General features: G+C 72.5%; 6 protein-coding genes and 1 pseudogene. 6 read left to right on the forward strand and 1 reads right to left on the reverse strand.

What is annotated here, in order from left to right; all coding sequences use genetic code 11:
- Together AB0915_RS38350 and AB0915_RS38355 are read left to right on the forward strand one after the other, a co-directional pair.
- The coding region (locus tag AB0915_RS38350) for a carboxypeptidase-like regulatory domain-containing protein (RefSeq protein WP_366695926.1) at nt 1-321 on the forward strand (321 nt) is incomplete at its 5' end.
- Nucleotides 322-463: 142 nt separating this feature from the next.
- Nucleotides 464-671, forward strand: a pseudogene (locus AB0915_RS38355) (TrmH family RNA methyltransferase); the annotation flags it as partial.
- On the opposite strand, the gene AB0915_RS38360 reads toward AB0915_RS38355, so the two are convergent.
- Nucleotides 638-2023 carry a serine/threonine-protein kinase gene (locus AB0915_RS38360; RefSeq protein ID WP_366695928.1) on the reverse strand — a complete coding sequence of 462 codons (1386 nt, stop codon included), beginning with the start codon at nt 2021-2023 and terminating at the stop codon, nt 638-640. The pseudogene AB0915_RS38355 and the gene AB0915_RS38360 overlap by 34 nt on opposite strands.
- A gap of 206 nt (nt 2024-2229) precedes the next feature.
- Between AB0915_RS38360 and AB0915_RS38365 the strand changes: the two genes are divergently transcribed.
- From AB0915_RS38365 to AB0915_RS38380, 4 genes are all read left to right on the forward strand, one after another.
- Nucleotides 2230-2487, forward strand: a complete 258-nt coding sequence (locus AB0915_RS38365; protein WP_366695930.1) for a hypothetical protein — start codon at nt 2230-2232, stop codon at nt 2485-2487.
- Between the two features lie 190 nt (nt 2488-2677).
- The gene (locus AB0915_RS38370; protein ID WP_366132935.1) at nt 2678-2887 is read left to right on the forward strand and encodes a hypothetical protein; all 210 of its coding nucleotides are present in this window, start codon (nt 2678-2680) and stop codon (nt 2885-2887) included.
- A 253-nt stretch (nt 2888-3140) separates the two neighbouring features.
- Nucleotides 3141-4106, forward strand: coding sequence for an aminoglycoside phosphotransferase family protein (locus AB0915_RS38375; protein WP_366695932.1), 966 nt, complete (start codon nt 3141-3143; stop codon nt 4104-4106).
- Between the two features lie 68 nt (nt 4107-4174).
- Nucleotides 4175-4447, forward strand: a complete 273-nt coding sequence (locus tag AB0915_RS38380; protein WP_366132937.1) for a zf-TFIIB domain-containing protein — start codon at nt 4175-4177, stop codon at nt 4445-4447.
- Nucleotides 4448-4554 lie beyond the last annotated feature (107 nt).

Genomic DNA, 4554 nt, shown 5'->3' on the forward strand with positions numbered 1-4554 from the left:
TACTCGGTCGCCGGCGTCGGCGTGAAGATGCACGTCAACCCGCCGAAGGACTGGGGCAAGTACGCCGGCACCGTGCTCGGCGAGGACGGCAAGGGCGGCACCGCGCCGCTGGCCGGGGCGACCATCCAGATCAACGCCTCGACGACGAGCTACACCCTGCGGACCGCCAGGGACGGCACCTTCGCCCTGTGGTTCGACACCCGCAACAACCCGGTCACCGTGATCGTGTCCAAGGACGGCTACCAGCCGGTGACCACCACCGCGAAGCTCAAGAAGGGGGAGACGACGACCGGCAATTTCACGCTGAAGAAGACCCCGTGACCCCGTCCCCGTGAAACAGCGCGGGCCGGTCCCTCGGGGCCGGCCCGCGCCTCATGGCTCCGCTATGAGGTACCGGTCGATGCGGAGATCGAATGGTCGACCCGCTCCTCCACGACGATCCAGCCGCGCAGCTCACAGAGCTGCCGACAGCATCGAGGAGGCGGCGCCGCACCGGATGGACAAGGTGGCGCTGATGCTCGGTGCCGAGGGCGACGGGCTGTCCACGCAGGCCCTGGTCGCGCCCGGCGAACGGCCGGATCCGGAGGGCGCACGGCGTCGACCCGCTGAACCTGGGCGCGGCCGCCGCAGTCGTGTTCTACGCGGTGGCGACGGGCCGCCCGCAGGACTGACCGCCCGCCGTCTCCTGACAAGGGTCGTCGGGCCGCAGCGGCTGGTGCTGCCCGTGCCGACCAGGAGTGTCCTGGGCGCCCAGTCCGCGGGCCGGCCCCTGGCAGCCCTGTGCCGCCGCGATGCCGAGCGCCACGAGCAGCGTCACCACGACGAACACGACGAGCCGCTGCCGCAGCAGCCGCGGATTGGCAGGTCGCCGGCCCGTCGAGGTCGTGCGGACGCCGGGCCGCGTGCCCGGCCGGCCGTTCGTCCCGTTCGTGCTCGGCCGGCCGTTCGTTCCGTTCGTGCCCTGCGGGCGCTTTCCGGAGCGTGTCGTCATGCGCGGCGGCTGCTGCTGAGGGCGCGAACCGCCGGTGCGGGACGACGAACCACGCGAAGACGCCGGCGCCTGCCGGCTCTGCGGACGGGGCGGCGGCGGGCCCGCCGCACGCCGGGTCTGCTGTTCGGTGTACGGGCCGTCGAGCCGGCCGGTCGGCCGGTCCAGCTCCTGCGCCGAGCGCTGGGCGGGCGGTCGGCGCTCGTGCAGGCCCTGTGCCTCACGGGCCGCGATCTCCTTGAGGCGCATGGAGAGTTGAAGCGTGCTCGGCCGCTCCTCCGGATCCTTCGCCAGACAGGCGCTCACCAGTGGCGCCAGCGCGTCGTGCACGTCGTACAACTGCGGTTCCTCGTGCACCACGCGGTAGAGCATCACCTCGGAACTGCCGTGCCCGAAAGGCGAGTCGGCCATCGCCGCGTACGCCAGCGTGGCACCGAGCGAGAAGACGTCCGTCGCGGGCGTCACCGCCGCGCCCCGCACCTGCTCGGGCGCAAGGAATCCCGGCGAGCCCACCGCCGTGCCGACATGCGTGAGCGTGCTCGCCCCGGTCGCCCAGGCGATCCCGAAGTCGATGATCCGGGGGCCCTTGGGAGAGAGGAGGATGTTCGACGGCTTCAGGTCGCGATGGACGACACCCGCCTCGTGCACCGCCACGAGCCCCTCGGAGAGCGCCGCCCCGATCGACGCCACCTCGGCCGCCGACAGCGGACCTTCCTCGGCCACCTTGTCGTGCAGCGAAGGCCCGGGGACGTACTGTGTCGCGAACCACGGGCGGTCCGCCTCCAGATCGGCGGCCACCAGACGCGCCGTACAGCCGCCGCGGATCCGCCGCGCCGCCGACACCTCGCGCGCGAAACGCGAACGGAACTCCTGGTCCTCGGCGAGATCCGGGCGGATCACCTTGAGCGCCACCCGCTGGCCGCGCCGGTCCGAACCGAGATAGACGACACCCATGCCGCCCGCCCCGAGTCGCCGGTGCAGCCTGAACGAGCCGACGACACGCGGGTCCTCGCGCCGGAGCCGCATCATCGCCATCGTCTGCCCATCCCCGCTGCCTGGTCCGCCTGACGTGGCACAGCTTACGTACCCGTGGCCCGGCGCGCTCAGAGGCCGCGCCCTCGCCCGCCGATCGATTGTCAGTGCCGGGTGGGAAACTTGAGAAGTGGTCAGGGAGCCGCGGATCCACGCTCCCGGGCCCGTGCGAGATCTCAAAGGTCCGTCGCAGAAGGGGGATTGGATCAGTGAAGGGCGATCGCGTGGAGATAGTCGTGGACGCGGGAGACACGACGCGTACGTACGAGGTGGTGGCCACCCGAGCAGGCCGCCGGGTGGAGACAGCTGTCCGCCGAGGGGTGGTCGAAGTGAGTGAAGTCACTCGCAGCGGCGCCGCCGTCCGTACCGCCCGCTTCATGGCGACCAGGGTGCTCGCCCTGGTCGAACAACCGGTCCCGAGGCAGGACGCATCCGAGCGTCCCCTCCGGGATGACCCCAAGGCGTAGCGCAGGATCTCCACCCAGGGGAGTACGCCGACCACCCACGGCTCATCCTCCGGGAGGCCCGGCATTCGGTACGCGGGCATGACGACCCACCCTCCTCGCGTCCCTAATGTTGAACTCAAGCGGCGGGCGTTGCACTCGTCCCCCGAGGTCAAACGCCCGTCGCTCCAACAATCAGGTCAGGAGAGGAACCATGGCGGACACGGCGACGCGGACGATGATCCGCACGCAGGGACGCAGGGCTCATGCCGCGTTCGGCGGCCGCCCGTCGTCCGGTACGCGCCACCCGCTGGTGGCGACGGCCATGGTTCTTCCTCTGGCGGCCCTGCTCGTAGTCGTCTTCGGCGGCTGGGACGCGGTGGTCACACAGGCGTCGTCCGTGGGCGTGATGCTGGGGCGCTGAGCGGCGCCCCGGGTCCGGAAGAGCGGTCCGGACCGGGACATCCGGCCAACAACCCCGTGGGGACGGGGGTGCGGCGGACGGCAGCGTTTGTCCGGTCAGCTGGGGAGCTGACCGGACATCGCGCTGTCCGGGGACAATGCGCGGCGGTGCACCACACCGTCGCCACGCGCTGCCACGGCTTGCGCGGCAGCGCGTACGCTCGTCGGCGTGCCCGGGGCCGACCGGGCCGCACCTGTTGCCACCGGGGGAGACCGTGACCACCGCAGTTGTCCGCGCGCTGGGCGCCCTCGCCCATGACACGGCCCACCCGCACCGGCGCGCCGAGGCCCCTTGTCCTTCCTGCCCGGCACCGGCGGTGCTCGCGGACCGCGCCGACGGTACGGTCGTCCGCTCTGGCTCCGTGGTCGCGAAGGCCCACGCCCCGGACACCGACACCGCCGCCCTGGCCGCCCGTACGGCCCTGGCCTCGGCCCCCGCGCTCAGCGGCATCCTCCTGCCACCGGTACCCCAGCCTGCCGTTCCCGTGGTCGACGGCCGTCCGGTGACCCTGTGGCCTCACGGCGAACCGGTCGACCCCGCGGACCCCGACGCCGCGCCCTGGGAAGAGTCCGGTGTCCTCCTGGCCCGGCTCCACCGCACCGCGCCCCCGCCCGCCCTGCCTCCCATGCGCGGACCCGCAAAAGCCGCCCTCGCCGTGGCCCGGATGTGCGCCGCGCGGCCCGGTGACCCGGCCATCGCCCCCGTACGCGAAGCATGGCGGCGCCTGCCTGCCTGGGCCCGCGACGAAGCCCCCGCACCCGCGCACCGCTCGCACTTCATCTGCCATGGCGATCTCCACCTCGGCCAGCTCGTTCGCCACCCCTCGGCGCAGGGCCGCTGGCTGCTGATCGACGTCGACGACGTGGGGCTCGGTGACCCCGCGTGGGACCTCGCCCGCCCCGCCGCCTGGTACGCGGCAGGACTGCTGCCCCCCGAGGTCTGGCTGCGATTCCTGGAGGCCTACCGGGCAGCGGGCGGGCCCGCCGTGCGGGCCGACGGCGATCCCTGGCCCGAACTCGACGTCCCGGCCCGCGCCCTGACGGTTCAGGCCGCGGCACTGGCGTTCGCCAAGTCCGCGGCGGAGGGGCGAAGTCCGGATGAGGTGGAACAGACGATGATCGATGCCTGTGCCCGAATTGCGTCCATCCCGGTCGAGTTGGTGACCGAGCACTCGTCGTAGGGTGAACCGATCGTCTCCGGGCATGCATTCCGGCGACGGCGAACCGACGGCGAGGAGCTGAGCCGATCATGCAGTGTCCCAAGTGCCACGCACAGATGCAGACCTACAACCGCAATGGCATCCAGATCGAGCAGTGCAGCGGCTGCCGGGGGATATTCCTCGACTACGGCGAGCTGGAGACCCTGACCCGCATCGAGGCGCAGTGGACCCAGCCGGCACCGCCCGCGCCGCCGGCCCCCCAGGCCTACCCCGCCGCGCCGGCCCCCGTCTGGGGCGCCCCGCAGCACCACGGCGGTCACTACCGGCACAAGAGCTTCGGCCGCATGCTCTTCTCGTCCTGACCCGGCCGACACCACGCCGCGGGCCCGGACCGCGCCGTACACCGCGACCAGGTATGCGACGGTGAGCACGTCGAACCCGGCCGCCTGGTAGCCCACCGCGCACAGCC

Origin of the sequence: Streptomyces sp. NPDC048411 (assembly GCF_040704695.1) — a bacterium.
Taxonomy (GTDB): domain Bacteria; phylum Actinomycetota; class Actinomycetes; order Streptomycetales; family Streptomycetaceae; genus Streptomyces.

Bases quoted from the DNA above. Each gene is read 5' to 3' on its own strand.
- AB0915_RS38380 (WP_366132937.1), top strand. From the start codon at position 4,175: ATGCAGTGTCCCAAGTGCCACGCACAGATGCAGACCTACAACCGCAAT.
- AB0915_RS38360 (WP_366695928.1), bottom strand. From the start codon at position 2,023: ATGGCGATGATGCGGCTCCGGCGCGAGGACCCGCGTGTCGTCGGCTCG.
- AB0915_RS38370 (WP_366132935.1), top strand. From the start codon at position 2,678: ATGGCGGACACGGCGACGCGGACGATGATCCGCACGCAGGGACGCAGG.